The 24,459-nt window shown below is 64.0% G+C and carries 24 protein-coding genes; 16 read left to right on the forward strand and 8 right to left on the reverse strand.

The window, feature by feature from the left end; all coding sequences use genetic code 11:
• The first annotated feature begins 196 nt into the window (after nucleotides 1-196).
• From J7548_RS18045 to J7548_RS18060, 4 genes are all read left to right on the forward strand, one after another.
• Nucleotides 197-715, forward strand: a complete 519-nt coding sequence (locus J7548_RS18045; RefSeq protein WP_290977263.1) for an Lrp/AsnC family transcriptional regulator — start codon at nucleotides 197-199, stop codon at nucleotides 713-715.
• A gap of 152 nt (nucleotides 716-867) precedes the next feature.
• Complete coding sequence (gene ada / locus J7548_RS18050) at nucleotides 868-1,941, forward strand: bifunctional DNA-binding transcriptional regulator/O6-methylguanine-DNA methyltransferase Ada (RefSeq protein ID WP_290977386.1); 1,074 nt, start codon at nucleotides 868-870, stop codon at nucleotides 1,939-1,941.
• Nucleotides 1,938-2,588, forward strand: a complete 651-nt coding sequence (gene alkB / locus J7548_RS18055; protein WP_290977266.1) for a DNA oxidative demethylase AlkB — start codon at nucleotides 1,938-1,940, stop codon at nucleotides 2,586-2,588. The genes ada and alkB overlap by 4 nt, the downstream gene beginning before the upstream one ends.
• Before the next feature lie 135 nt (nucleotides 2,589-2,723).
• Nucleotides 2,724-3,983, forward strand: a complete 1,260-nt coding sequence (locus J7548_RS18060; protein WP_290977388.1) for an MFS transporter — start codon at nucleotides 2,724-2,726, stop codon at nucleotides 3,981-3,983.
• Nucleotides 3,984-4,153: 170 nt separating this feature from the next.
• On the opposite strand, the gene J7548_RS18065 is transcribed toward J7548_RS18060, so the two are convergent.
• On the reverse strand, nucleotides 4,154-5,455 hold the full coding sequence (locus tag J7548_RS18065) for a D-amino acid dehydrogenase (RefSeq protein WP_290977269.1): 1,302 nt from the start codon (nucleotides 5,453-5,455) through the stop codon (nucleotides 4,154-4,156).
• 175 nt (nucleotides 5,456-5,630) lie between these two features.
• On the opposite strand from J7548_RS18065, the gene J7548_RS18070 reads away from it, so the two are divergent.
• From J7548_RS18070 to J7548_RS18080, 3 genes are all read left to right on the forward strand, one after another.
• Nucleotides 5,631-6,119 carry an Lrp/AsnC ligand binding domain-containing protein gene (locus tag J7548_RS18070; protein ID WP_290977272.1) on the forward strand — a complete coding sequence of 163 codons (489 nt, stop codon included), beginning with the start codon at nucleotides 5,631-5,633 and terminating at the stop codon, nucleotides 6,117-6,119.
• A 123-nt stretch (nucleotides 6,120-6,242) separates the two neighbouring features.
• Nucleotides 6,243-8,567, forward strand: coding sequence for an FdhF/YdeP family oxidoreductase (locus J7548_RS18075; protein WP_290977274.1), 2,325 nt, complete (start codon nucleotides 6,243-6,245; stop codon nucleotides 8,565-8,567).
• A gap of 5 nt (nucleotides 8,568-8,572) precedes the next feature.
• Complete coding sequence (locus J7548_RS18080; RefSeq protein ID WP_290977276.1) at nucleotides 8,573-8,818, forward strand: helix-turn-helix domain-containing protein; 246 nt, start codon at nucleotides 8,573-8,575, stop codon at nucleotides 8,816-8,818.
• A gap of 31 nt (nucleotides 8,819-8,849) precedes the next feature.
• Here the strand turns inward: J7548_RS18080 and J7548_RS18085 are convergent, their stop codons facing one another.
• Nucleotides 8,850-10,301 carry a PLP-dependent aminotransferase family protein gene (locus J7548_RS18085; RefSeq protein ID WP_290977279.1) on the reverse strand — a complete coding sequence of 484 codons (1,452 nt, stop codon included), beginning with the start codon at nucleotides 10,299-10,301 and terminating at the stop codon, nucleotides 8,850-8,852.
• 199 nt (nucleotides 10,302-10,500) lie between these two features.
• Between J7548_RS18085 and J7548_RS18090 the strand changes: the two genes are divergently transcribed.
• Both J7548_RS18090 and J7548_RS18095 read left to right on the forward strand, forming a co-directional pair.
• Nucleotides 10,501-11,835 carry a hemolysin family protein gene (locus J7548_RS18090; protein WP_290977282.1) on the forward strand — a complete coding sequence of 445 codons (1,335 nt, stop codon included), beginning with the start codon at nucleotides 10,501-10,503 and terminating at the stop codon, nucleotides 11,833-11,835.
• 181 nt (nucleotides 11,836-12,016) lie between these two features.
• Nucleotides 12,017-12,841: a DNA ligase gene (locus tag J7548_RS18095; RefSeq protein WP_290977390.1), complete on the forward strand. Its 825-nt coding sequence runs from the start codon at nucleotides 12,017-12,019 to the stop codon at nucleotides 12,839-12,841.
• 175 nt (nucleotides 12,842-13,016) lie between these two features.
• On the opposite strand, the gene J7548_RS18100 is transcribed toward J7548_RS18095, so the two are convergent.
• Nucleotides 13,017-13,421, reverse strand: coding sequence for a TM2 domain-containing protein (locus J7548_RS18100; protein WP_290977285.1), 405 nt, complete (start codon nucleotides 13,419-13,421; stop codon nucleotides 13,017-13,019).
• A 236-nt stretch (nucleotides 13,422-13,657) separates the two neighbouring features.
• Here J7548_RS18100 and J7548_RS18105 point away from each other — a divergent pair, with 236 nt between their 5' ends.
• From J7548_RS18105 to J7548_RS18130, 6 genes are all read left to right on the forward strand, one after another.
• Nucleotides 13,658-14,992 (forward strand): MFS transporter, encoded by a 1,335-nt coding sequence (locus tag J7548_RS18105; RefSeq protein WP_366005742.1) that lies wholly within the window; start codon nucleotides 13,658-13,660, stop codon nucleotides 14,990-14,992.
• A gap of 90 nt (nucleotides 14,993-15,082) precedes the next feature.
• Nucleotides 15,083-15,781, forward strand: coding sequence for a DUF4197 domain-containing protein (locus J7548_RS18110; protein ID WP_290977289.1), 699 nt, complete (start codon nucleotides 15,083-15,085; stop codon nucleotides 15,779-15,781).
• A 564-nt stretch (nucleotides 15,782-16,345) separates the two neighbouring features.
• Entirely contained in the window at nucleotides 16,346-17,059 is a 714-nt protein-coding gene (locus tag J7548_RS18115) for an ABC transporter permease (protein WP_290977291.1), read from the forward strand.
• Nucleotides 17,060-17,077: 18 nt separating this feature from the next.
• Nucleotides 17,078-17,983, forward strand: a complete 906-nt coding sequence (locus J7548_RS18120; RefSeq protein ID WP_290977295.1) for a glycine betaine ABC transporter substrate-binding protein — start codon at nucleotides 17,078-17,080, stop codon at nucleotides 17,981-17,983.
• A gap of 10 nt (nucleotides 17,984-17,993) precedes the next feature.
• The gene (locus J7548_RS18125; protein ID WP_290977298.1) at nucleotides 17,994-18,644 is read left to right on the forward strand and encodes an ABC transporter permease; all 651 of its coding nucleotides are present in this window, start codon (nucleotides 17,994-17,996) and stop codon (nucleotides 18,642-18,644) included.
• A complete protein-coding gene (locus tag J7548_RS18130; protein ID WP_290977302.1) occupies nucleotides 18,641-19,774 on the forward strand; it encodes an ABC transporter ATP-binding protein in 1,134 nt (377 codons plus the stop codon). Before J7548_RS18125 ends, J7548_RS18130 begins: the two co-directional genes overlap by 4 nt.
• Here J7548_RS18130 and J7548_RS18135 read toward each other — a convergent pair.
• Complete coding sequence (locus J7548_RS18135) at nucleotides 19,729-20,070, reverse strand: hypothetical protein (RefSeq protein WP_290977304.1); 342 nt, start codon at nucleotides 20,068-20,070, stop codon at nucleotides 19,729-19,731. The two genes, J7548_RS18130 and J7548_RS18135, sit on opposite strands and share 46 nt — an antisense overlap.
• Before the next feature lie 13 nt (nucleotides 20,071-20,083).
• On the opposite strand from J7548_RS18135, the gene J7548_RS18140 reads away from it, so the two are divergent.
• Nucleotides 20,084-20,977: a fimbrial protein gene (locus J7548_RS18140; RefSeq protein ID WP_290977307.1), complete on the forward strand. Its 894-nt coding sequence runs from the start codon at nucleotides 20,084-20,086 to the stop codon at nucleotides 20,975-20,977.
• Here J7548_RS18140 and J7548_RS18145 read toward each other — a convergent pair.
• The 4 genes from J7548_RS18145 to J7548_RS18160 form a co-directional block, all read right to left on the reverse strand.
• Entirely contained in the window at nucleotides 20,971-21,459 is a 489-nt protein-coding gene (locus tag J7548_RS18145) for a GNAT family N-acetyltransferase (RefSeq protein WP_290977310.1), read from the reverse strand. The genes J7548_RS18140 and J7548_RS18145 overlap by 7 nt on opposite strands.
• 4 nt (nucleotides 21,460-21,463) lie before the next feature.
• On the reverse strand, nucleotides 21,464-22,987 hold the full coding sequence (locus tag J7548_RS18150) for a DEAD/DEAH box helicase (protein ID WP_290977312.1): 1,524 nt from the start codon (nucleotides 22,985-22,987) through the stop codon (nucleotides 21,464-21,466).
• 200 nt (nucleotides 22,988-23,187) lie between these two features.
• The gene (locus J7548_RS18155; RefSeq protein WP_290977315.1) at nucleotides 23,188-23,943 is read right to left on the reverse strand and encodes an alpha/beta hydrolase; all 756 of its coding nucleotides are present in this window, start codon (nucleotides 23,941-23,943) and stop codon (nucleotides 23,188-23,190) included.
• Nucleotides 23,944-23,952: 9 nt separating this feature from the next.
• Nucleotides 23,953-24,441 (reverse strand): VOC family protein, encoded by a 489-nt coding sequence (locus J7548_RS18160; protein WP_290977317.1) that lies wholly within the window; start codon nucleotides 24,439-24,441, stop codon nucleotides 23,953-23,955.
• Nucleotides 24,442-24,459: the final 18 nt, after the last annotated feature.

Raw genomic sequence — 24,459 nt, forward strand, 5'->3', positions numbered from 1 at the left:
GACGCCATGCTTGCCATTTCGGCATGGATTGGCGGGTGCGGCAGGCTGATCCTCTGTGTTTTAAAGGGAGAACCGCGATATCGCCGGCTCATGCTGGGATTTTATTGTGCCATTGACGCAATATGTGATTGTTTTTTGCGCGATATGGTCGATAATATGCACAAATAATTCTTAAATTGGGATTTTGGAGAGAGATATGAGCATCATCAACGTCGACCGCTACGACCTCGCCTTGCTGACCGAGCTGCAGCGCGACGGACACATCACCAACAGCGCCCTGGGGCAGAAGGTGCACCTGTCCACTTCGCAGATCAGCCGCCGCGTGCAGCGGCTGGAAGAAGCCCATGTGATCGAGCGCTATACCGCCGTGCTCGATGCCGCCGTGGTCGGCCTGGGGGTGACCGCCTTCACTACCGTGACACTGGACCGCCAGGGAGAAACCCGCGGCGAACTGTTCGAGAAATCGGTGGAAGGCATGCCGGAGGTGATCGAGTGCTTTTCCATCACCGGCGAGGCGGATTATATCCTGCGCATCGTGGCGCCCGACCTGGCGAGCTTTTCCGAATTCATGATGACCCAGTTGCTGCGCCTGCCCGGGGTCACCAACGTGAAGTCCAACATCACCCTGAAGAAGGTCAAGCAATCGCACGAACTGCCGCTGGAACATGTGATGCAGCCGGTGAAATCGCGCCAGCGCATCCGGTTTTCACAGTAAATCCCTGGGCGCGAATTTGAAAGCAAGCGCCGGAGTGCGGCAGGCCCTGGCGCTTCGTAGACTGCATGCATTACCAGTCGCGATCAAAGGAGCGCATCATGCATACCATGGCTACCCGACATTCCACCCGCAGCGTCAAGACCGTTCCGCCCATGCCGGATGCGGCGGCGCCTGCCTATGCCGATGACGACGCCCGCTGGCAAGCCGTGCAGCGCCGCGACAAGGCGGCCGACGGCCAATTCTATTATTCGGTGCACAGCACCGGCGTGTATTGCAAGCCTTCGTGCGGGGCGCGTCCGGCCTTGCGCAAGAATGTCGCCTTCCATGCCAGTTGCGCCGCCGCCGAGGCCGCCGGTTTCCGCGCCTGCAAGCGCTGCAAGCCCGACCAGCCTTCATTGGAGGAGCGCCAGGCGCAGGCGGTGGCGCAAGCCTGCCGCCTGATCGAGCAAGCCGATGCGCCGCTGCCGCTTGAAGAACTGGCCGACGCGGTGGGGCTGAGCCGCTACCATTTCCATCGCCTGTTCAAGGCGCACACCGGCGTCACGCCCAGGGCCTATGCCGACGGCCAGCGCGCCGAGCGCATGCGCAGCCGCCTGCCGGGCAGCGCCAGCGTGACCGAGGCGATGTATGACGCCGGCTTCAATTCCAGCGGCCGCTTTTATGAACAGACCGGCGAACGGCTGGGCATGAAGCCCAGCGCCTATCGCCAGGGCGGCAGCGGCGAGCGCATCCGTTTCGCGGTGGCGCAGTGCTGGCTGGGCGCCTTGCTGGTGGCGGCCACCGCCAAGGGCATTTGCGCAGTCACGCTGGGCGACGATCCGGAGGTGCTGGTGCGCGAGCTGCAGGACCGTTTCCCCAAGGCCGAGCTGGTGGGCGGCGACGTCGAATTCGAGCAGATGCTGGCGCAGGTGCTGGGCTTTATCGAGGCGCCGGAGCGCGGGCTGGATTTGCCGCTGGATGTGCGCGGCACGGCCTTCCAGCAGCGCGTGTGGCAGGCATTGCGCAGCATCCCGCCGGGCGTCACCCTGAGTTATTCCGCATTGGCCGAACGCATCGGCAGTCCGGCGGCGGTGCGCGCCGTGGCCAGCGCCTGCGCCAATAACGAGATCGCCTTGCTGATTCCTTGCCACCGCATCGTGCGGCTGGACGGCTCGCTCTCCGGCTATCGTTGGGGCGTGGAGCGTAAGCAAGCATTGCTGGAGAAGGAACGCGCCGCCAAACCATGACCCTGGACCTGTTCAGCGATCTTCCCGCGCAGCCTGCCCGTGAGCCGATCACGCAAGGGGCGGTGCTGCTGCGCGCATTCGCAGCGGAGCAAGCGCGGGAATTGGTGCAAGCCATTGAAATGGTCATTGAACAATCGCCATTGCGCCACATGCAGACGCCGGGCGGTTTCCGCATGTCGGTGGCGATGAGCAATTGCGGGCAATACGGCTGGGTGACGGATCGCCGTGGCTACCGTTACCAGCATGAGGATCCGCTTTCCGGGCAACCCTGGCCCGCGATGCCGGCGGCGTTTGCGCAGCTGGCCGCGCAGGCGGCGCAGGAGGCCGGCTTCGCCGGCTTCGATCCGGATGCCTGCCTGGTCAATCGTTACGAACCCGGCGCGCGCATGTCGCTGCATCAGGACAAGAACGAGATCGACATGGCGCAGCCTATCGTCTCGGTGTCGCTCGGCTTGCCGGCCACCTTCCTGTTCGGCGGCATGGAACGCAGCGAACGACCGCGCCGCATGCGGCTGGAGAGCGGGGATGTGGTGGTGTGGGGCGGGCCGGCGCGGCTGCTGTTCCATGGCGTCGATACGCTGGCCGAGGGCGAGCATCCGTTGACCGGACGCTGCCGCTACAACCTGACATTCCGGCGCGCGCGCTGAGGCATCAGGCCCAAATTGGGGCGCCAAAAGACAAGTCGCGCCGACAGGCATAAAATTGCGGCTTCCCCTCCGATCCAAAGCCTGAGCGGCTTTCCGGCGGAGTCATCCCATCTTGCAGGAACACCAATAATGACTATGGAGACAGCACTCGACAACGTGCCGGACAGTCCGCCGTCCATGCCGCCCTCATCGGCTCCGCAGCCGGCCGAGAAAACCGGCTTCCGCGTACTCGGCGCGATCAGCTTCTCGCACTTCCTCAACGACATGATCCAGTCGCTGCTGCTGGCGATCTATCCGCTGTTGAAGGGCAATTTCCATCTCAGTTTCGCCCAGGTCGGTTTGATCACGCTGACCTTCCAGGTCACCGCTTCTCTGCTGCAGCCGCTGGTCGGCCTGTACACCGACAAGCACCCGAAACCGTATTCGCTGGCCGTGGGCATGGGCTCGACGCTGTGCGGCCTGCTGCTGCTGTCGGTGGCGCCCAACTTCGGCGTGCTGCTGCTGGCGGCGGCGCTGGTGGGCACCGGCTCATCGGTGTTCCATCCGGAAGCCTCGCGCGTGGCGCGCATGGCGTCGGGCGGACGGCATGGCTTGGCGCAGTCGCTGTTCCAGGTAGGCGGCAACGCCGGCAGCGCCATGGGGCCGCTGCTGGCGGCGTGGATCATCATTCCAGGCGGCCAGGCCAGCATCGCCTGGTTCTCGATCGCGGCGCTGGTGGCGATCGTCGTGCTGCGCCAGATCGGCCATTGGTATGCGCGCCAACACAGCGCGGCCAAAGGCAAGGCCAAGAAGAAGGGGCCGGCCTATGTGCCGCTGCCCAAGAGCAAGGTCACGCAGGCGGTAGGCATCCTGCTGCTGCTGATCTTTTCCAAGTACTTCTACATGGCCAGCCTGTCGAGCTACTTCACCTTCTACCTGATCAGCAAGTTCCAGTTGTCGGTGCAGGATGCGCAGATCCACCTGTTCGTCTTCCTGTTCGCGGTAGCGGTCGGCACCGTGGCCGGCGGCCCGATCGGTGACCGCATCGGCCGCAAGGCGGTGATCTGGGCATCGATCCTGGGCGTGGCGCCGTTCACGCTGATACTGCCTTATGCCAACCTGTTCTGGACCGGCGTGCTGTCGGTGATCATCGGCCTGATCCTGGCTTCGGCATTCTCGGCCATCCTGGTGTTCGCGCAAGAACTGATGCCGGGCAAGATCGGCACCGTATCGGGGCTATTCTTCGGCTTCGCATTCGGCATGGGCGGCATCGGCGCGGCCTTGCTGGGCAAGCTGGCCGACCTGACCGATATCTACTTCGTCTACCAGGTGTGCGCCTTCCTGCCGCTGATCGGCTTGCTGGCGGCGTTCCTGCCGAAGATGCAAAAGGTGGAGGTTGCACCCGCTGCGGCCTGACTTTTAAGCCAGCGTGCACCGCACGGCCGGGTGAGGGGAAGCGTGATGCTTCCTTTCCCCGGCCGTGTTGTTTTTGGGCGGCGCGCAAGAAAAAAGGCCGGAGCGCATAGCACTCCGGCCAACCGTTCTGCGAGGGAGCAGAAGAAGACTGGTGTTTGTCGCAGCGCCGTTCAGGCGCCGGCCAGGCGCGGCGAGTGGCTACGGCCCTGGTCGCCCATGTAGCGCGCCACCGAGAGGTCTTCGGAAGCGATGGCAGGGCGACGGCCCGAAATCAGGTCCGACAGCAGTTGGCCCGAACCGCACGACATGGTCCAGCCCAGCGTGCCGTGACCGGTGTTGATGTACAAGTTGGAAACCGGCGTGGCGCCGACCACCGGTGTGCCGTCCGGCGTCATCGGGCGCAGGCCGGTCCAGAAGGTGGCTTGCGCGGTGTCGCCGGCGCCCGGGAACAGGTCGTTGACCACCATTTCCAGCGTGGCGCGGCGCTTGGCGCGCAGGGTCTTGTCGTAGCCGACGATTTCCGCCATGCCGCCCACGCGGATGCGGTCGTCGAAGCGGGTGACGGCGATCTTGTAGGTCTCGTCCAGGATGGTCGACACCGGCGCGGCGGCGGCATTGACGATCGGCACCGTGATCGAGTAGCCCTTGAGCGGATAGACCGGAATCTCCGGCAACGCCGGCACGTCGCGCAGCAGTTGCGGCGAGTAGGAGCCGAGCGCCACCACATAGGAGTCGGCCTGCACCAGTTCCTTGCCGCACACCACGCCGGCGATCTTGCCGCCGGCCATGGCCAGCGCGTCGATGTCCACGCCGTAGCGGAACTTCACGCCCAGTTCCTGCGCCATCGCCGCCAGGCGGGTGGTGAACAGTTGGCAGTCGCCGGTTTCGTCGTTGGGCAGGCGCAGGCCGCCGGCCAGCTTGCCGCGCACCTTGGCCAGCGCCGGTTCGGCGCGTTCCAGTTGCGCGGAGGAGAGCAGTTCATACGGCACGCCGGCTTCTTCGAGGACGGCGATGTCCTTGGCGGCGCCATCCAGCTGTTCCTGCGAGCGGAACAGTTGCAGCGTGCCTTGCTGGCGGCCTTCATAGGGGATGCCGGTGTCGGCGCGCAGGTCGCGGAAGCAGTCGCGGCTGTATTCGGCCAGGCGCACCATGCGTTCCTTGTTGACCGCGTAGCTGGCGGCGTTGCAGTTGCGCAGCATCTGCCACATCCAGCGCAGCTGGCGCAGCGTGCCGTCGGGGCGGATGGCCAGCGGGGCGTGTTCCTGGAACATCCACTTGATGGCCTTGAGCGGGATGCCGGGCGCGGCCCAGGGCGAGGCGTAGCCGGGCGAGATCTGGCCGGCGTTGCCGAACGAGGTTTCCAGCGCAGGGCCGTCCTGGCGTTCCAGCACGGTGACTTCGTGGCCGGCCTTGGCCAGGTACCAGGCGCTGGTGACGCCGATGACACCGCTTCCGAGAATGACGACGCGCATGACAACCCTCCCGTTGAATAGATATCTGCTATGAAACAGCTTGATGATTAGAATATTTCTCTATGATATTGATGAATATGTAGTGTTTGTTCGCGTATTTATTGATTGAATCAGTAATAAATAATGTAAAAATCGCTATAACAAGAAAATCAGCAGGAAATCAGCAAGGAAACCCATGAGAACCCAGCAGCAATCGATCCGCACCCTCGACAAGCTCGACCACCGCATCCTCGCCGTCCTGCAGAAGGACGGGCGCATTTCCATGAAGGAGCTGGGCGAGCAGGTCGGCCTGTCGGTCACGCCCTGCATCGAACGGGTGCGGCGCATGGAGCGTGACGGCGTGATCAGCGGCTATTACGCGCGCATCAATCCCGAGTCGCTGGGGGCGACCCTGCTGGTGTTCGTCGAGATCACGCTGAACCACAAGTCGGGCAACATGTTCGAGCAGTTCCGGCGCGAGGTGCTGCGCATTCCCGAGGTACAGGAATGCCATCTGGTCTCGGGCGATTTCGATTACCTGATCAAGGCGCGCATCCGCGGCATGGCCGAATACCGCAAGCTGCTGGGCGATATCCTGCTGCAGTTGCCGGGTGCGGCGCAGTCCAAGAGCTACGTGGTGATGGAGGAAATCAAGGAAACCCTGGCGCTGCCGCTGGACGAGTGAGGAGGGTAATCCGGCGCACTGGGCGCACTGTACTCTGCCGGCATGGCGGCGACTGTACATGCAGCCGCGGCGCCGCCTGCCCTAGACTCGGCCATTCTGCAATCAATCCGTTCGCACCGAGCTATGGCAAAACCGAGAATCGAGCAGTACAAGCAACCAGCAGGCGGCTGGGGCGCGCTGAAGTATGTGGCGCTGAACCTGGTCAAGGAACACGTGGCAGACGGCAAGGGCATCCGCACCTTGCTGTCGCAGAACCAGCCTGACGGTTTCGACTGCCCCGGATGCGCCTGGCCGGACCGCGAACATACTTCCACTTTCGAATTCTGCGAAAACGGCGTCAAGGCGGTGGCCGCCGAAGCCACCAAGAAGCGCGTCACGCCCGAGTTCTTCGAGCAGCATACCGTGGCCGAGCTGATGGAACAGTCGGACTACGAACTGGAAGAGCACGGACGCCTGACCCATCCGATGGTGTACGACGCCGCCACCGACAAATACCGCAAGATCGACTGGCAGGATGCGTTCGAGCTGATCGGCAAGCATCTCAATGCCTTGCCCGATCCGAACATGGCCGACTTCTACGTCTCCGGCCGCGCCAGCAACGAAGCGGCGTTCCTGTTCCAGCTGTTCGTGCGCCAGTATGGCACCAACAATTTCCCCGACTGTTCCAACATGTGCCACGAACCGACCAGCGTCGGCCTGCCGGGCACGGTCGGCATCGGCAAGGGCACGGTGCTGCTGGACGACTTCGACCTGTGCGACACGCTGCTGCTGTTCGGCCAGAACCCGGCCACCAATCACCCGCGCATGATGGGCGAGCTGCGCCATGCGTCCAAGCGCGGCGCCGCCATCGTTTCCATCAACCCGCTGAAGGAGCGCGGCCTGGAACGCTTCGCCGACCCGCAAAGCAAGGTCGAGATGCTGACGCTGGGCAGCACCCAGATCAGCTCCATGTTCATCCGCCCCAAGCTGGGCGGTGACCTGGCGCTGATCAAGGGCGTCATCAAGCGCACCATCGAGCTGGATGACGAAGCCGTCGCCGCCGGGCGCGAGCGCGTGCTGGACGTCAAGTTCATCGAAGAGCACACCGCCGGCTTCGACGCGTTCGCCGCCGACGTGCGCGCCGAAAGCTGGGACGACATCATCGGCGAGTCGGGCGTATCGCGCGAGGACATCGAAAAGCTGACCCAGGTGTACGTGAAAGGCAAGGCAGTCATTGCCACCTGGGGCATGGGCCTGACCCAGCACAAGCATGCGGTGGGCGCGATCCAGCTGCTGTCGAACATGATGATGCTGCGCGGGAACATCGGCCGCCCCGGCGCCGGCCTGTGCCCGGTGCGCGGCCATTCCAACGTGCAGGGCGACCGCACCGTGGGCATCGACGAAAAGCCGACCGCGGCCTTCCTCGACCGCCTCGAACAGGTTTTCGAATTCAAGGCGCCGCGCCACCACGGCAACGACACCGTGGGTTCGGTGATGGCGATGCTGGAAGGCCGTACCAAGGTCTTCATCGGCCTGGGCGGCAACTTCGCCATGGCCACGCCCGATACCCATCGCACCTTCGAGGCGATGCGCTCGTGCAACCTGACCGTGCACATCACCACCAAGCTCAACCGCAGCCACCTGGTGCACGGCAAGGATGCGCTGATCCTGCCGACCATGGGCCGCACCGAGATCGACATGCAGAAGTCCGGTCCGCAAGGCGTGACGGTGGAAGACTCGATGAGCATGGTTCACGTCTCCTACGGCATCAACAAGCCGGCGTCGCCCGACCTGATGTCGGAAACCGCGATCGTGGCCCACATGGCCGAAGCCACCATGAAGTCGCGCAGCAACGGCAAGAAGATCGACTGGCTGTGGTACGCCGAGGATTACGCGCGCATCCGCGACGCCATCGAGAAGGTGTACGACGCCTTCAAGGGCTACAACGAGCGCATCGCCCATCCGGGCGGCTTCCACCTGGGCGTGGCTTCGCGCGAGCGCGTGTGGAAGACCGATACCGGCCGCGCCAACTTCATCGTCCATCCCATCCCCAAGGACACGCCGATCCACCGCGCCCGCAAGATCCACGGCGAGAAGCTGATGACGCTGATGACCACGCGTTCGCACGACCAGTACAACACCACCATCTATGGCATGGACGACCGCTACCGCGGCGTGTTCGGCCAGCGCCGGGTGGTCTTCATCCACCCGGAAGACCTGAAGATGCTGGGCTTCAAGCACGGCGAATGGGTCGACATGGTGAGCGTGTGGGACGATGGCGTGGAGCGCCGCGCCGACGGTTTCCTGCTGGTGGAATACGATATCCCGCGCGGCTGCATCGGCAGCTACTACCCGGAAACCAATCCGCTGGTGCCGCTGGAGAGCTTTGCCGACCGGGCGCGCACGCCGACTTCCAAATCCATTCCGGTGCTGCTGTCGCGCTCGGCGCTGCAGCCGGACGTGGCCTGATTCCGATGGAAGCAGAAGACGGCTTGCCGCCGGAAGTGCTCGCCATCATCGGCGAGCTGCAAGCCGACCATGAGCGCAGCGGCGGCGCGCCGCTGTCGCTGGCGCGGCTGTCCAAGCGCACGCAGTTGCGCATGAGCACGCTGCGGCGTTTTCTTTCCGCGCTGGAAGAGGCGGGCGTGGTCCGGGTCGAGTTGAATGAAGACGGCACGGGGAGCGTGCAGTTGTTGCCGCCGCCCGACCCGTCGTCCTGACGAAGGCCGGGGCGACGGGTATTTGAGTAGCCTAGGCCGATAATTCCTGCACCAGTTTCCCCACCAGTTTCAAAGCCTGCTCGGTCTCGCGCGACCACGGATAGCTGTAGTTCAGCCGGATGAAATGGCCGTAGCGGTTGGTCGCCGCGAAGATGCGGCCCGGCGCCACCGTGATGCCCAGCGCCAGGCAGCGCCGGTACAGCTCCATCGCATCCACCTTCCCGGGCAATTCCACCCATAGCACATAGCCGCCTTCCGGTTTCGACACTTGCGTGCCCTCCGGGAAGAAGCGCAGCACGAAATGCCGCATCAGGTCGCGCTGCTGCGCGAAGGTGCGGCGCACCCGGCGCAGGTGGCGCTCGTAGCCGCCTTGCGTCAGGTATTCGGCGATCGCCCGTTGCGGCGCGGTGGGCGTGGTCAGGGTATTGAGGAACTTGAGCTTTTCCACCTGCGCGCGATAGCGGCCGGGCATGGCCCAGCCGATGCGGTAGGCCGAGGTCAGGCTTTTGGAGAACGAAGAGCAATGCAGTACCAGGCCTTCGCGGTCGTAGTTCTTGAGCGAGGAAGGGTGGGCATTGCCGTAGTACAGCTCGCTGTAGACGGCGTTTTCGATCAGCGGCATCCGGTGCCGCTCGGCCAGCCGTACCAGCTTTTCCTTCTCGCTGTCGGGCATCTGGAAACCGAGCGGGTTCTGGAAGTTGGGCATCACCATGCAGGCCGCCACCGGCTGCGTTTGCATGAGCGCTTCCAGTGCGCCGACATCGATGCCGCGCTGCGGGTCGGTGGGAATCTCCAGTGCCCGCATGCCAAGGCGCTCGATTGCGTGCAGCATGGCGTAGAAGGTCGGCGTTTCCACCGCGATGGTGTCGCCGGGGCGCGCCACCGCCTGCAGGCACAGGTTGATCGCCTCGGTGGCGCCGACCGTCACTACGATTTCCTCGGGATCGACCTTCAGGCCGTTTTCCAGGTAGCGCCGCGCGATCTGCCGCAGCAGGTCGGGGTGGCCCGGAGGCAGGTCGTCGAACACGCTGGACTGGCTGGCGTCGCGCATGATCTTGCCGGCATACTGGGCTACCCGCTGCGAGGGGAACAGCGCCGGGTTGGGGTAGGGCGAACCCAGCGGCACGGTGCCGTCTTGCTGGATGGTCTTCAGGGTGGCCAGCACCAGCCGGCTCACATCGACTTCGGTGGATTGCTGGTAGGCCGGATGGTCGTCGTGCGCATCGCGCGCGTTGCGCCTGGCTGGCGGCTTGTCGCCTGAGGGCGCCTGCTCGCGCACGAAGTAGCCGGACTGCGGCTGGCTTTCGATGATGCCGCGGCTTTCCAGCAGTTCGTAGGCCCGTACCACGGTGGTCACGCTGAGCTTGTGCTGCTGGCTGGCGATGCGCACCGAGGCGATGCGCTCGCCCGGGCGCAGCACGCCGTCACGGATGGAGGCCGCCAGCTGGTCGGCGAACTGTTTGTACAGGGGAGTGGCGGCCATGGCGGGGCGGACTTGGGGCGATATCGGTTGTTTGGGGATGTCGGCCGGTATTTTACAAGGCCGGGGCCGCGCTGGCGGTGCGGATGGCTTGCCGGCGGCGGCGGCGCATCCGCAGCGCGGGGCTTGTTTCCCCCGCGATTTGCGTTTTCTCCCCGTTGCGCGAGAAAATGGGGCGTCGAATCAAAGAGACAAGAACAATATGAGCATTTTCACCAGCTTTTTGCTGATCCTGCTTCTGGTGGTGATCAGCGCCTTCCTCTCCTGCGCCGAGATCTCCATCGCCGCTTCCCGCAAGATCCGCCTGGAGATGATGTCCAAGGACGGCGATGCCAATGCCGACCGGGTGCTGGCGCTGCAGGCGCAGCCGGGCAACTTCTTCACCGTGGTGCAGATCGGGCTCAACGCGGTGGCCATCCTCGGCGGCGTGGTCGGCGAGCCGGCCCTGACGCCGCACATGCGCGAGATCGTCAGCCGGTTCTACCAGGGGCCGTGGCTGGAGAACATCAGCTTCGCGCTGTCCTTCCTGGTGGTGACCGCCTTCTTCATCCTGTTCGCCGACCTGATGCCCAAGCGGCTGGCGATGGTGGCGCCCGAGCGCGCGGCAGTCGTGCTGGTCAAGCCGATGCTGCTGCTGGAAACCCTGTTCAAGCCGCTGGTATGGTTCTTCAACAACCTGTCGAAGTGGATCTTCACGTTGTTCGGCCTGCCGCAGGTGCGCCAGGAGGTGATCACGCCCAACGAGATCCACGCGATGGTCGATGCCGGCGCCCAGGCCGGCGTGCTGCTCACGCAGGAACACCACCTGATCGAAAACGTGTTCGATCTGGAAAGCCGTTATGTGCCTTCGGCCATGACCCCGCGGGAAAGCATCGTCTACTTCCTGTTGAATGACAGCGAGGAAACCATCCGCCAGAAGATCATCGACCATCCGCATTCGCGCTTCCTGGTGTGCGACGGCCATATCGATGCCGTGCTGGGCTACATCGACAGCAAGGATGTGTTGAAGCGCCTGCTCAAGGGCGAACGCTTCTCGCTGGCCGACAAAGGGCTGGTGCACAGCCCGCTGTCGATTCCCGACAGCCTGAACCTGTGGGAAGTGCTGGAGCGGATGAAGGCGATGGACGAGGACCTGGCCATCGTGGTCAACGAATATGCGCTGGTGGTGGGCATCATCAGCATCACTGACGTGACCGGCGTGCTGATGGGTAATTTGCTGTCGATGCCTGAGGAAGAGCAGCAGATCGTGCGGCGCGACGAGAACTCGTGGCTGATGGATGGCCTCACGCCCTTGAACGACGTGATGAACGAACTGGATATCGAGGAATATCCGAACCCGGTCGGCTACGAGACGCTGGCGGGTTTCATCATGTACATGCTGCGCAAGATCCCGAAAAAAACCGACTTTGTGCTTTTTTCGGATTTCAAGTTCGAGGTAGTCGATATCGAGGGAAACAAAATCAACCAGTTGCTGGTCACTCGCTTCAAACAAGACAAGAGCGAGCCGCAGGCCAGGAAGGATGCCGACGAGCCCTGACCATCCGGTCGACATGCCAACATGAACGGGGCGCGCGTGCCGCATCGAAGCGGCGCGCCTGCGGGCGGGAAACTACAGGAACCCCCGCATGGATATCCGCCGCCGAGTTTTTGCCCTCATTCATTCCCTTCATTCCATTTTTGGATCTCGACACAGCCGGAGCCGGCGCACGCTGTTGCGCCTGCTTCCGGTGCTGTCATTACCCGGCGCATGGCCGCGGCAGGCGCAGGCGGCCGGCAAGCCGCCGCTGATGCTGGCCAATACGTATCGCGCGGGCGTGCCGCTGGCCGGTTTCAGGGCAAGCGAAAAATACGACGGCATGCGCGCCTGGTGGGACGGCCGCAGATTGCTCACGCGCGGCGGCGAGGTGATCCAGGCGCCGGGATGGTTTACCTGCGGTTGGCCGGAGCAGCCGATGGACGGCGAATTGTGGGCCGGACGCGGGCGCTTCGAACAAACCGTCTCCATCGTGCGCCGGCAGGTGCCCGACGATGCGGGATGGCGCGCCGTCAGCTTCATGGTGTTCGACCTGCCGCAGGCGCCGGGCGTCTTCGATGCGCGGCTGGCGGCCTTGCGGGAATTGGCCAGGAAGCTTGCGCAAGCGTGGGTGGTGGCCGTGCCCCAGCGCAGGGTGGCCAGCCACCAGGCCTTGCAGGCCTGGCTGGAAGAGGTGGAGCGGCAGGGCGGCGAAGGCTTGATGCTGCATCGCGGCTCCTCGCTCTACAAGGCCGGGCGCAGTGACGACCTGCTCAAGTTCAAATCGATGGAGGATGCGGAAGCGAAGGTGGTGGCCTATCTGCCCGGAAAGGGCAAGTACGAGGGCCTGGTCGGCGCGCTGGTGGTGGAGACGGAGCAAGGCTTGCGCTTCAATCTCGGCAGCGGCCTGAGCGATGCGCAACGGCGTGTGCCACCGCCGCTGGGCAGCATCGTCACCTATCGCTACCGGGGACGGCATGCCAGCGGCAAGCCGCGTTTCGCGGTGCTGCTGCGGGAACGCAGCGATTGATTTTTGAGAATCTTCCTATATCCCCGGCGGGGCGTACCGCGGATACTGGCAACCGTCGCCTGCTCATGAGTTTGCTGCACTCTTGGGGGAGTGGGCGGCGGAAGAAAGTTGTGATGGAGTGGGAGCCCGCATCCTTACGGATGCGGGCTTTTTTCATGTGTGCGCTTGCGTGCGCTCAGGCCGGCGACTTGCGGCCGAAGTTGCGCTCGGAAATTTGCGCATTGAGCGTCCAGAAGTCGTACAGCAGGCCCAGCAGGAACAGGCCGCCGGTGAGCAGGTAGAGGATGCCGGTGAACCACTTGCCGATATACATGCGGTGCGCGCCGAAGATGCCGAGGAAGGTCAGCAGCAGCCAGGCCACCGAATAATTGCTGTCGCCGCCGACGAAGCGGCGGTCGGCTTCACGGTCCATCGACGGGATCAGGAACAGGTCGACCAGCCAGCCGATGCCGAGCAGGCCGAGGGTGAAGAACCAGATGGTGCCTGTGACCGGCTTGCCGTAGTAGAAACGGTGAGCGCCTGTGAATCCGAAGATCCAGAGCAGGTAGCCGAGGGTTTTGCTGTGGGTGTCGTTGCTCATCCGGGTTCCATGTGTGAAGTTGGGAAAGTGCGCCCGTATTGTAGTGCACCGCCGGGCGCCGATGCCGTCCTCTTGTCCAGGAAGGGGTACGGCAGGGCTTCCCGCAAGGAAACCCCAACTGGTGTAAACTGCTGACCTGTCAGAAGCCGCTGGCTTTTGCTCCATCCACTAGCCAATCCGTTGCAATCGTGCGACCTTCGCTGCTTGTCCCTCTTATCGTCGGCTGTGCCCTGTTCATGGAAAACATGGACGCCACGGTTCTCGCCACCTCGCTTCCCGCGCTCGCGCGCGACCTCCACCAGGATCCGGTCACCCTCAAGCTGGCCATGACGGCTTATGTCGCGGCGCTGGGCGTATTCATCCCGATCTCGGGCTGGCTGGCCGACAAGCTGGGCGCGCGCAAGGTGTTCCGTTCGGCCATGGTGGTGTTCATGGCCGGCTCCATCCTGTGCGCGGTATCGGGTTCGCTGGTCACTTTCGTGGCGGCGCGTTTCCTGCAGGGCATCGGCGGCGCCATGATGGTGCCGGTGGGGCGGGTCATCATCGCGCGTTCGGTCAGCAAGGCCGAACTGGTCAAGGCGGTCAGCTACCTGACGCTGCCGGCGCTGCTGGGGCCGGTGGTGGGGCCGGTGCTGGGCGGTTTCATCACGACTTATTTCCACTGGCGCTGGGTGTTCCTGATCAACATCCCGTTCTGCTTCCTCGGCCTTTACCTGGCCGGCCGCTTTATCCAGAATTTCGTCGAGGACGATCCGGCGCCGCTGGATGTGAAGGGTTTCGTGCTGACCTCGGTTGGCGCCGCGCTGATCATGCTGGGCCTGTCGCTGTTCGGCACCCCCTTGGTGGACGGCGCCACGCCGGTCGCCATGTGCGCCATCGGCGCCATCGCGCTGGCCATGTATTGCCGTCATTCGACTCGGATCGACTATCCGCTGCTGGACTTCCGCCTGCTGCGCATCCCCACGCTGCATGCCAGCGTGGTGGGCGGATCGTTGTTTCGCATCGGTTTGGGGGCGGTGCCTTTCCTGCTGCCGCTGGCGTTGCAGGAGGGGCTGGGCATGACGGCCTTCCAGGCCGGGATGATCACCTGCGCTTCGGCGTTCGGCTCGCTGTTCATGCGCCTGGTCGCCACCAGGGTGCTGCGCCGCTACGGTTTTCGCACGGTGCTGATGGTCAATGCCGTGTTCGCCGGCATCGCGCTGGCGGCTTACGGCATCTTCAGCATCAACACGCCGTACCTGCTGATCGCGCTGATCGTCTTGATGGGCGGCGTGTTCCCGGCGCTGCAGTTCACCTGCCTGAATTCGATCGCCTATGCCGACATCGACGCCCGCGACGCCGGCCGCGTCACCAGCCTGGCCAGCGTGATCCAGCAGCTCTCGCTGGGCCTGGGCGTGACCATCGCCGGCATCGTGCTGCAACTGTCGAGCCATATGCAAGGCCACGCCACCATCGTCGAATCCGACTTCTGGCCGGCGTTCCTGGTGATCGGCCTGTTTTCGATCGCCTCGGTGCCGATTACCGGCAGGCTGCCGCACAATGCCGGCCTTGAGCTTTCGCGGGGCAAGTAAAGCCCCCTTGGCTGGATCGGAGCGGGGCCGTATGATCGCAATGGCGCCTCATCCATCTTCCCGTTACGCCGTTACCTACCGGAGTCCATCATGTCCCTGATCCCTGTTACCTTGCGTCGCGCCGCCGTGGCCGTGTCGCTGTTGTCGGCTACCGCCGCTTTCGCCGTTTCGCTGTCCGACATCAGCAACCAGGATGCGACCAGCGGCCTCAAGGCGGCGCTGGAGAAGGGCGCCACCGTGGCCGTCTCCAAGCTGGGCCAGCAAAACGGCTTCCTCAACAACGACAAGGTCAAGATCAAGCTGCCCAGCGCGCTGGAGCAGGCCATGCCGCTGATCCGCATGACCGGCCAGGGACAGAAGGTGGACGACCTGGTGGTGGACATGAACCACGCCGCCGAGGCCGCGGTGCCGTTGGCCAAGCCGCTGCTGGTCAATGCCGTGAAGTCGATGTCGGTGTCCGACGCCAAGAACATCCTGTCCGGCGGCGACACCTCGGTGACCGATTTCTTCCGCCAGAAGACCTCCGGCGAACTGGCCACCAAATTCCTGCCCATCGTCAAGAACATCACCGACAAGAACGGCCTGTCCGCCCGCTATAACGCCACCATGGGGCAGGTCGCCAAGACCGGCCTGGTGTCGGGCGACCAGAGCACGGTCGAAGGCTATGTGACGCAGCGCGCGCTGGATGGTCTGTTCCTGATGATCGGGGAAGAGGAAAAAGCCATCCGCCAGGATCCGGTGGGAGCCGGCAGCGCGATCATCGGCAAGGTGTTCGGCGCGCTGAAGTGAGTTGAGCGCGGCGCTATTGCCAGATTCATAGCGGGTTAAAGAAAGCAGGAATCGCCGGTTTCGGAAACGAAGCCGGCGATTTTTTTATTGCGCTGCGAAGGCCGCGAAGCCGGGCGAAGGTGGCGCAGGTAAAGGGATTGCGGCGGGCGAGGAGGATTGGCAGGGATGTCTCTTTGCTATCTTTTTGCTTGTCGGTGGGAACTAATTTTATCTCTTAAGATCGCCAAGTTATGAATTCAAATTTTTACATTTCTGGACTTCATTAAGGAATTACGTTAAACTGACGTTTGTCTTCGCGACATCATTTGTTCAACAACGACTCCAGGCAGTTCCCAACCCGTTTGCGGGTTATCAAATTTTCCGGCTGGTTTGCGGATCGCCCCTGCGGCAATCCTCCTGTCCGGTAAGCATCATCGCCGAAGCCTTCTTCGGTTCCATCGCTGCCCTGCAGCTTTCGGTTCGTATCCAAACGATTCGCCCACCAGGGCAGCGGACCAATCAAAACTCAGTTCAAAAACCCGTCGTCGCGGCGTCATGTCGTGCCGGCCATACCAAGGGGGTAACATGACACGTGTTCGTCACGTCTTCGCCGGCGCCGTTGCATTTGCGCTGGCCATCGCAGGCCTGGTCTGGTGGATTGGCCCCGATGTCATCCACAAGTACCGGGGCGACCTGGCCTACTACACCGGCAAGCACCTGGAGCTGGTGTTCTGTTCCATGGCGCTGGCGCTGGCCGCCGGCATCCCGGCCGGCATCGCGCTGTCGCGGCCGGCGGCGCAACGCAGCGCCGAAGCCTTCATCCAGGTCTTCAACATCGGCAACACCATTCCGTCGATCGCCGTGCTGGCGCTGGCGCTGGCCTTCTTCGGCATCGGCAACCGGCCGGCCATCCTGGCGCTGTGGCTGGCATCGCTGCTGCCTATCGTGCGCAACACCTATGAGGGCCTGAAGAACGTGCCGGGCTCGCTCAAGGAAGCGGCGCGCGGCATCGGCATGAAGCCGCACCAGATCCTGTTGCGCGTCGAGCTGCCCAATGCCTTGCCGATCATCGTCGGCGGCGTGCGCACCGCGCTGGCGATCAATGTCGGCACCGCGCCGCTGTCGATGCTGATCGGCGGCGAAAGCCTGGGCGGCCTGATCTTTCCCGGCATCTATCTGAACAATCAAGGCCAACTGCTGTTGGGAGCTGCCGCTACCGCGCTGCTGGCGCTGGTGCTGGATGCCATGGTGACGACGTTGTCCGGCATCTACCTTGCCCGCCGCGGCTTGCGCGCCTAATAACCAGGGAGGACATCCATGAAAATCAAATACATCGCATGCGCGCTGGCCATGGCATTGGCCATGTTCGGCGCCGCCAAGGTGCAGGCGCAGAGCCTGGTCATCGGCGGCAAGAATTTCACCGAGCAACTGATCCTGTCGGACATGACCGCGCAATACCTGCGCGCCAAGGGCTATGACATCCAGCTCAAGAACGGCCTGGGCACCACGCTGATGCGTTCGGCGCTGGAAAGCGGCCAACTGGACATCGTCTGGGACTACACCGGCACCGCGCTGATCGTCTACAACCATATCGAAGACAAGCTCGACCCCGAGCAGATCTACGACAAGGTCAAGGAACTGGACGCCCCGCGCGGCCTGGCCTGGCTGAACGAATCGGCACTGAACAATACCTACGCCTTCGCCATGCCGCAAAAGGTCACCGACGAATACGGCATCAATACGCTGCAGGACCTGGCCGACCGCATCAACGCCGATGAGAAGGAAGGCGGCAAGACGCAGCGCCTGGTGGGCGTGGACTACGAATTCGCCTCGCGTCCGGACGGCCTGGGCCCGATGCAGGAGTTGTATGGCTTCAAGCTGGAGCGCGGCGCGGTCAAGCAGATGGATCCGGGCCTGGTCTACACGGCGCTGAAGAACGAGCAGTTGTTCGCCGGCCTGACCTATGCGTCGGACGGCCGCATCAAGGGCTTCGACCTGAAGCTGCTGGATGACGACAAGGGCTACTTCGCCGCCTACAAGGCCACGCCGGTGGTGCGCCAGGAAATCCTGGACCGGAATCCGCAACTGGCCGAACAGCTCAATGCGCTGGCCGCCAGCATCGATACCGCGAAGATGACCGAGCTCAACAAGCGCGTGGACATCGACCAGGAACCGGTGGGCAAGGTCGCCGCCGACTTCCTGAAACAGCAAGGCCTGATCTGAGGGAGGGCGCATGGACATCATTCAATACCTCCAATCGGATTGGCGCGCCATCCTCGAACTCACATTGCAGCACCTGAAACTGGTGGGCATCGCGGTCAGCCTGGCGATCGCCATCGGCGTGCCGCTGGGCATCCTGATCGTGCGCCTGCGCTGGCTGGCGGGGCCGCTGATGAGCCTGGCCACGGTGGTGCTGACGGTGCCGTCGATCGCGCTGTTCGGCCTGATGATCCCGGTCTTCTCCAAATTCGGCGAAGGCATCGGCCCCTTGCCGGCGATCACCGCGGTGTTCCTGTATTCGCTGCTGCCCATCATGCGTAACACCTATCTCGCGCTGGACAACATCGAATCCGGCATCAAGGAAGCCGGCATCGGCATCGGCATGACCTTCTGGCAGCGGCTGCGCATGGTCGACCTGCCGCTGGCGGTGCCGGTGATCCTGGGCGGCGTGCGCACCGCCGTGGTGATGAATATCGGCGTGATGGCGATCGCCGCCATCATCGGCGCCGGTGGCCTGGGCGTGCTGATCCTGCACGCCATCAGCCAGAGCAATATGCAAAAACTCGTAGTCGGCGCCGTGATGATCAGCGTGCTGGCGATCATCGCCGACTTCCTGCTGCAACGTCTGCAGACAATCTTGACGCCGAAAGGACTGCAAAAATGATCGAACTGAACCAACTGAGCAAAACCTACACCCAGAAGGACGGTACCCAGGTCAAGGCGGTGGATTCCGTCAGCCTCAAGGTTGCCGAGGGCGAGATCTGCGTCTTCCTTGGCCCGTCCGGCTGCGGCAAGACCACCACCCTGAAGATGATCAACCGCCTGATCCGCCCGACCTCGGGCCGCGTGCTGCTCAACGGCGAAGACACCGCCGGCATCGACGAAGTCAGCCTGCGCCGCCATATCGGCTACGTGATCCAGCAGATCGGCCTGTTCCCCAACATGACCATCGAGGAAAACATCACCATCGTCCCGCGCCTGTTGGGTTGGGACAAGAAGCGTTGCCGTGAACGCGCCGCCGAACTGATGGCGATGGTGGCGCTGGACCCGGTGAAATTCCTCAAGCGCTATCCGCGCGAACTGTCCGGCGGCCAGCAACAGCGCATCGGCGTGATCCGCGCGCTGGCGGCCGATGCCCCGGTGTTGCTGATGGACGAGCCGTTCGGCGCGGTCGACCCGATCAACCGCGAATCGATCCAGAACGAGTTCTTCCAGATGCAGCGCCAGTTGAACAAGACCGTGATCATGGTCAGCCACGACATCGACGAGGCGATCAAGCTGGGCGACCAGGTGGCGATCTTCCGCGCCGGCAAGCTGGTGCAGTTCGACCACCCGGACGCCTTGCTGGCACGCCCCAAGGACGAGTTCGTCGGCGCCTTCGTCGGCCAGGACCATACCCTGAAGCGTTTGCTGCTGGTGCGCGCCGGCGAGGCCGCCACCACGCCGCAGACTGCCCGGCCGGATGTGTCCTGCGACCAGGCGCTGTCATTGATGGACGACGAGGATGCCCGTTACCTGACCATCACCGACAGCGACAACCGCGCCGTCGGCTACCTGACCCGCCGCGATGTGCGCGGCAACGCCGGCGCGGTGGCCGGGAAGGTGCGCCCGTTCACCATGAATGCCGCGCCGGATGAAAACCTGCGCGTGGTGCTGTCCAAGATGTACAAGCACAGCACCAGCTGGATGCCGGTGATCGACAACGACGGCAGCTATCTCGGGGAGGTCACCCAGGACTCTATCGCCAGCTACCTGAGTTCCGGCCGTTCGCGCGGCATGGCGATGGCGGCATAAGCAGGAAGGTGTTGGGCCAGTGGCAAGAGCGGCGCGTATGCGCCGCTTTTTTTATGCCTGTCCAGGGAATGCCGGACCAAGGCGATTTCCAGATTTTTCTTAAAGAAACCAGGGGGAGTGCTCAATAGACTGTCGCGATCCTGATTCAATTTGTGTGGAGGGGAAATAATGCGATTCGGCGCCGAATTGTGGCGAGCCTGCCGGCGGTCCATGCCGTTCTTTGTAGCGTATCTGTTGCATGCGAACAGCATGGCGGCGCCATGCACGGAACGGGGATCGACATCACCGGTCATCATCCCGGCGCCGAACTTGACCGTAACGCGCAATGTCCCGGTGGGGGCGGTGCTAGGCGAGGTGAGCAGTCAGGTCAACGATTACGTCATCAGTTGCAGTACGCCCAATAATGTCCGGACGAGTGCGACGGTTCGGCCGTTGCAAGGTTTTATCAATGGCATCATGCCCGTGATGGGGGCCAATGGCGAGCTGATTCCCGGATTGGGGGTACGTTTCACGCCCATGGGGAGTTATGTCAGGGGAGGCGGTGGCGCTTGTACGGGCGGCGGTGGTATCCGGGCCTTGGGGGCAAGGGATGAGTTTCGTTGCAATGCTTATGGGTCTTACAATGGCGTGCCCGGAGGCCTGGAGATGGGGAATTCCGTACTCAAGCTGACTTTTGTCAAAACCTCCGATGCATTGGCCAGCGCCAGCCTGGCGAGAGAAATCGTGTTCACCACAAGGGTCGACAATTACGCGACGATCGGTTATCAGCTCGCCGGCGGCAAGGTGGTGGTCAATCCCTGCACATTCAGCATGCCCTCCGTGGTCCTGCTGGGGACGGTCTCGGTCGCGGCCCTGCAGGCCGAGCGTAATTCGGCGCAGCGCGATTTCAATCTGGAGATGAACTGCCAGAACAATGCGATGGTGAAAATCCGCTTCACGCCAGCGGCAGGCTCGACGGCGGTCAGGGGCGCGGTGGGCACGCTGAGCAACACTGCCGCCGCAGCGGATGCCGCCGCCGGCGTCAACGTGCAACTGCTCAGCGCGGCCGGCGAACCCATTCCACTGGATACCGATATTGATTTTGGCGCCCAGCCGGCTACCGCTCGTTACGGTTTCAGGGCGCGCATGAGTGCGGCGCCGGGGGCCACGGTGACGCCGGGCCGGGTCAATGCCGGCGCCGAGGTCAATTTCACCTTCTATTGATCCAGCGGCTTGTGCATGAACATGGCCTTGCCCGTGGCCGGATCCAGTTCATAGCCGGCGAAGCCGCTGCTGCGGTAGAGCGCGCGCGCCACGGCATTGCCCTCCAGGACTTCCAGCGTGAGCTTGCAGCAGCCCAGGGCGCGGGCTTGTTCCTCCACCCGCGCGATCAGGCGGCGGGCTATGCCCTGGCCGCGGTAGCCGGGCATCACGGCCAGGTCATGGATGTTGAGCAACGGCTTGCAGGCGAAGGTGGAAAAGCCTTCGATGCAGGTCGCCAGCCCAACCGCGCGTTCGCCGTCGAATGCCAGGAAGACATGCGCGTTGGGGCGCTTCTTCAGTTCGGCCGCGAGGTTGTCGCGCACGAAATCCGACAGCGATTCGCCGCCGCCCATGGCGTCGCTGGCGTAGGCGTTGAGCACCTCGAACAGGGCGCCGGCATGGGCCGGCAGGCCCAGGTCCGCTTTGACGATCTCGACAGCCATGGCCTTACTTCCCTTGCGCCGGGCGCGGGCCGCTGTGCGTCAGCGCCGATGGCTTGGGGCCGCCGGCTTGGCGCGGGTTACGCTGCTGGGTATGATGGTTGCCGTTGCCGGAGTTGCCAGGATTGCCGCCATGCGCGCCTTGCGGGCGCGCCGGCTTGCGTTGCTGCGCGCCGGCGTTCGGGGCGCTGTTGGCGGCGGGATTGCGCGGTTTGGACGGCTGGCCGCCATTGCCATTGCCGCGCTGGCCTTGGCCCTGGGCCGGCTTGGCGGCGGCCGGGGCGTTGCCGCCGGGTTTGCGCGGTTGCGCATTGCGCTGGCCGCGTCCGCCCTGGTTCTGGTGGCGGCCGCCGCCGCTGCGCAGCTGGATCGGCTGCGGCTTGGCAGTCGGGTCGGGTTCGAAGCCGGGGATCACTTCCACCGGGATCTCGCGCTTGATGAAGCGCTCGATGTCGTACAGCATGTCGCGCTCGTCGACGCAGACCAGCGATACCGCTTCGCCGGTGGCGCCGGCGCGGCCGGTGCGGCCGATGCGGTGCACGTAGTCTTCCGGCACGTTGGGCAGGTCATAGTTGACCACGTGCGGCAACTGGTCGATGTCGATGCCGCGCGCGGCGATGTCGGTGGCGATCAACGCGGTCAGCTTGCCGTCCTTGAACTCGGCCAGCGCCTTGGTGCGCGCCGACTGGCTCTTGTTGCCGTGGATCGCCATGGCGCTGATGCCGTCGCGCGCCAGCAGTTCGACCAGCTTGTTGGCGCCGTGCTTGGTGCGGGTGAACACCAGCACCTGCTTCCATTGGTGGGTCTTGATCAGGTGCGCCAGCATCGGGTGCTTCTTGTCGCGGTCGACCGGGTGCAGCTTTTGCGCGATCACTTCCACGGTGGAGTTGCGGCGCGCCACTTCGATCAGGGCCGGGTTGCTCAGCAGGCTGTCGGCCAGCTTCTTGATCTCGTCGGCGAAGGTGGCCGAGAACAGCAGGTTCTGGCGTTTGGGCGGCAGCGCTGCCAGCACCTTGCGGATATCGCGGATGAAGCCCATGTCGAGCATGCGGTCGGCTTCGTCCAGCACCAGGATCTGGATGTGGTGCAGGTTGACCGTGCCTTGCTGCATGTGGTCCAGCAGGCGGCCGGGTGTGGCCACCAGGATGTCGACGCCGCGCTTCAACAGCGCGATCTGCGGGTTGATGCCGACGCCGCCGAAGATGCAGGCCGAGGTCAGCGGCAGGTACTTGCCGTACTGGCGCACGCTTTCTTCGACCTGGGCCGCCAGTTCGCGGGTGGGGGCGAGGATCAGGGCGCGGATCGGGATCTGGCCGTTGACCTTGTGGCGCGGCGCGGCGGACAAGCGCTGCAGCAGCGGCAGGGTGAAGCCGGCGGTCTTGCCGGTGCCGGTCTGGGCGCCGGCCAGCAGGTCGCCGCCGGAAAGAACGGCAGGGACGGCCTGGGCTTGAATCGGGGTCGGGGAGGTATAGCCTTGTTCGGAAACGGCACGAACGATTTCGTCGGACAAGCCGAGCGCGGAAAATGACATGAGACTCTGAAAATGGGTTCGGCCTGTCGCCGCAGTGGGCGCCAGTCGCAGGCAGACGGGGTTGAAACGCTGAGAGGGCGGCGGACTTGACTGGTGATGTGCCGCGCAGGCCGCAGTATAACAGTGGCAGCTTGCGCGGTAAGAGAATTATTTTCGCGAACGTCCTTTTGTTGCTTTGTTGCGCGCTTGCCCGGCCAAGCTCAGCCGGACTGATGCGCCAGGAAGTCCATTACGGGCGGCAGCACCAGGTCGCTTTGCATCAGGCCGCCGAAATGCGTCACGCCGGGCAGCGTCGTGAATTGCCCCCGCGGCAGCAACGCCGCGGTGCGCTTGACGGCGGCATGGCGGGCATCGGCATCGCCGCAGAACAGCAGGCAGGGCATGTCCATGCGCGCCAGCAGGTCTTCCTGCGACGGGCGCGGCTGCTGGGCGGCCGCGGCCAGCGCCACCAGGTCGTTGGCGCGGATGAGCATCTTCACCTGCGGCGAGATGCGCTCGTCGAGCAGCGTTTCGAAGGTGGCGATGAAGGCTTCCGGATCGCGCCCGTCGATACCGTGAAAGCCGTCCCAGCTCCGGTCTTCATACGGATGCGCGGCGCCGAGGATCAGGCTGGTGAGGCGCTCGGGCGCATGCCGCACCAGGCCGTAGCCGACCCAGCCGCCCAGCGAGTAACCGAAGAAGTGGGCGCGTTCGATGCCGAGCGCATCGAGCACGGCAAGCGCGTCGCGGCAGCGCTGAAGCTGGCTGTACGCTTCGGTTTCGTGTGGCTTGTCGCTTTGGCCGTGGCCCAGCGCGTCGAACATGATGACGCGGTAGCGCTCGCGCAGCGCAGCGGTGAAGCCGAAGAAGCGCCAAGCCTCCAGGCTGCTGGTGAAGCCGTGGTGCAACAGCAGCGGCGGGCCTTCGCCTTCGACCTGGTAATGGATCTTGCGTGCGTCGCTCAATGCGAATGGCATGGGTTCCTCTTATGGGTTCTTGCTGCGCTTGGCGAGCATTTCCCGCGAGCGGGCGCAGATTTCCTCGATGCTGAGCGTTTCCACCTGGGTGGCGATCGACCAGACATGGCCGTAGGGATCGCGCAGCAGGCCGGAACGGTCGCCGTAGAACTGGTTTTGCACCGCGCGCAGCTGCACTGCGCCGGCCGCGATGGCCTGGGTGAACACGGTATCGACATCGTGCACGTAGACCAGCAGGCTGACGCCGGCGCCGCCCAGCGTCTGCGGACTGACGAAGCCCAGTTCCGGGCATTCGTCGGCCAGCATGACGCGCGCGTTGCCGATCTGGACTTCGGCATGCCAGATTTTTCCGCCGGGGCCGTCCAGGCGCATGATTTCGGTGGCGCCGAACGCGCGCTGGTAGAAGTCGATGGCGGCAGCGGTGCCGTTGACGATCAGGTAGGGGGTGACGCTGTGGTAGCCGGCAGGCGCGGCTGGCTGGAGGGGCTGGGTTGGCATGTCGTCTCCTCGGCCGTT

It is taken from the genome of Herbaspirillum sp., assembly GCF_017744395.1.
Lineage (GTDB): Bacteria > Pseudomonadota > Gammaproteobacteria > Burkholderiales > Burkholderiaceae_D > Herbaspirillum.

Excerpts from the sequence above, each read along its gene's own strand:
- J7548_RS18100 (WP_290977285.1), bottom strand. The coding sequence starts at position 13,421 with ATGAGCAACGACACCCACAGCAAAACCCTCGGCTACCTGCTCTGGATC.
- J7548_RS18155 (WP_290977315.1), bottom strand. The coding sequence starts at position 23,943 with ATGCCATTCGCATTGAGCGACGCACGCAAGATCCATTACCAGGTCGAA.
- J7548_RS18105 (WP_366005742.1), top strand. The coding sequence starts at position 13,658 with ATGGAAAACATGGACGCCACGGTTCTCGCCACCTCGCTTCCCGCGCTC.
- J7548_RS18070 (WP_290977272.1), top strand. The coding sequence starts at position 5,631 with ATGAGAACCCAGCAGCAATCGATCCGCACCCTCGACAAGCTCGACCAC.
- J7548_RS18085 (WP_290977279.1), bottom strand. The coding sequence starts at position 10,301 with ATGGCCGCCACTCCCCTGTACAAACAGTTCGCCGACCAGCTGGCGGCC.
- J7548_RS18065 (WP_290977269.1), bottom strand. The coding sequence starts at position 5,455 with ATGCGCGTCGTCATTCTCGGAAGCGGTGTCATCGGCGTCACCAGCGCC.
- J7548_RS18075 (WP_290977274.1), top strand. The coding sequence starts at position 6,243 with ATGGCAAAACCGAGAATCGAGCAGTACAAGCAACCAGCAGGCGGCTGG.
- J7548_RS18110 (WP_290977289.1), top strand. The coding sequence starts at position 15,083 with ATGTCCCTGATCCCTGTTACCTTGCGTCGCGCCGCCGTGGCCGTGTCG.
- J7548_RS18090 (WP_290977282.1), top strand. The coding sequence starts at position 10,501 with ATGAGCATTTTCACCAGCTTTTTGCTGATCCTGCTTCTGGTGGTGATC.
- J7548_RS18130 (WP_290977302.1), top strand. The coding sequence starts at position 18,641 with ATGATCGAACTGAACCAACTGAGCAAAACCTACACCCAGAAGGACGGT.
- J7548_RS18080 (WP_290977276.1), top strand. The coding sequence starts at position 8,573 with ATGGAAGCAGAAGACGGCTTGCCGCCGGAAGTGCTCGCCATCATCGGC.
- J7548_RS18120 (WP_290977295.1), top strand. The coding sequence starts at position 17,078 with ATGAAAATCAAATACATCGCATGCGCGCTGGCCATGGCATTGGCCATG.
- J7548_RS18115 (WP_290977291.1), top strand. The coding sequence starts at position 16,346 with ATGACACGTGTTCGTCACGTCTTCGCCGGCGCCGTTGCATTTGCGCTG.
- alkB (WP_290977266.1), top strand. The coding sequence starts at position 1,938 with ATGACCCTGGACCTGTTCAGCGATCTTCCCGCGCAGCCTGCCCGTGAG.
- J7548_RS18135 (WP_290977304.1), bottom strand. The coding sequence starts at position 20,070 with ATGATGACCGGTGATGTCGATCCCCGTTCCGTGCATGGCGCCGCCATG.
- ada (WP_290977386.1), top strand. The coding sequence starts at position 868 with ATGCCGGATGCGGCGGCGCCTGCCTATGCCGATGACGACGCCCGCTGG.
- J7548_RS18160 (WP_290977317.1), bottom strand. The coding sequence starts at position 24,441 with ATGCCAACCCAGCCCCTCCAGCCAGCCGCGCCTGCCGGCTACCACAGC.
- J7548_RS18045 (WP_290977263.1), top strand. The coding sequence starts at position 197 with ATGAGCATCATCAACGTCGACCGCTACGACCTCGCCTTGCTGACCGAG.
- J7548_RS18145 (WP_290977310.1), bottom strand. The coding sequence starts at position 21,459 with ATGGCTGTCGAGATCGTCAAAGCGGACCTGGGCCTGCCGGCCCATGCC.
- J7548_RS18125 (WP_290977298.1), top strand. The coding sequence starts at position 17,994 with ATGGACATCATTCAATACCTCCAATCGGATTGGCGCGCCATCCTCGAA.
- J7548_RS18150 (WP_290977312.1), bottom strand. The coding sequence starts at position 22,987 with ATGTCATTTTCCGCGCTCGGCTTGTCCGACGAAATCGTTCGTGCCGTT.
- J7548_RS18060 (WP_290977388.1), top strand. The coding sequence starts at position 2,724 with ATGGAGACAGCACTCGACAACGTGCCGGACAGTCCGCCGTCCATGCCG.